The sequence below is a fragment of the Streptomyces sp. TRM68416 genome, assembly GCF_014596915.1.
GTDB lineage: Bacteria > Actinomycetota > Actinomycetes > Streptomycetales > Streptomycetaceae > Streptomyces.
Genome location: NZ_JACVWU010000076.1, coordinates 1 through 1161, shown reverse-complemented (window position 1 = coordinate 1161; position 1161 = coordinate 1). Strand labels below are relative to the sequence as shown.

The window sequence follows — 1161 nt, the reverse complement described above, 5'->3', positions numbered from 1 at the left end:
CGTCAAGCACGTCGGCAAGGACGGGAAGCCGACCGACGTCTACAACACGATCCTGTTCGGCTACTCCGGCCTGGGCAAGGACCGGGGTTACCAGGTCCCGCCGGTCGCTTCCGGCACCACGACCATGCGGCTGCCCAAGGGCACGTACCTGCTGGACGCCTGGGTCACCAAGGACTTCACGGACCCGACGGGCGGCCTCGACTGGCTGGTCCAGCCGAAGCTGACCGTCAACAAGAACACCTCGGTCACGATCGACGCCCGTAAGACCAAGGCCGCGGACATCCGGGTGCCGGACGCGCAGGCCAAGCCGGCCACGGCGATGATCGGCTACATGTACGACCCGGCCGGGCTCGGCATCGGTGTCGGCATGGACACCTTCGCCAACCTGCGCATGGCCCACCTGGGCGGCGAGGTCTCCGGCCTCCAGCAGACCTGGAACGGCCAGTGGACCAAGGGCGCCAAGGCCGAGTACGACGTGGCCACCACCGCCAAGGTGAAGAAGATCCAGGGCAACAAGGTCCGCCACTTCAAGGCGAGCGAGCTCGCCACGGTGAAGAACCAGATGGGCGCGTCCGCCCCCGACAAGACCGGCGGACTGACCGCCCTCGGCCTGTTCCCGGAGGACTTCGTCTTCGGCTCGCCCATCGAGCAGAAGCTGCCGGGCACGCGCACGGTCTACCTGTCGACGTCCGACAAGATCAAGTGGTCGTTGGACTTCGAGCAGTACGGCGGTCATGACGCGGACGGCTGGCCGATCCCCGAGGCGTACTACACGCTGGGTGAGCCGCAGACCTTCAAGGCCGGCCAGAGCTACTCGAAGAAGTTCAACACGGCCGTCTTCGGGCCGCACCTGAACGCGGACTACGGCCTGTTCCGCGACGGCAACAACATCTACGGCTACCTGCCGCTGTTCGCCGACGGTGCCAAGCACGCCGGTTCGTCGCTCTTCACCTCGGTGAAGACGTCCCTCTACCGCAACGGCACCAAGGTCGGCACGAACGACGACCCGCTGTTCGGCGACGGCGTCTTCAAGGTTCCGTCCGGCGACGCCGAGTACAAGCTGACCACCTCGGTCAAGCGCAGCGCCAAGGTCGCCGCCGCCTCCACGCGGATCGACGCGAGCTGGACCTTCCGCTCCAAGAAGCCCGCGTCCGGCCAGGT

General features: G+C 66.8%; 1 pseudogene. It reads left to right on the top strand.

From position 1 onward, the window contains the following. A pseudogene (locus tag ICC28_RS39980) lies at window positions 1-1161 on the top strand (peptidase S8); the annotation flags it as partial.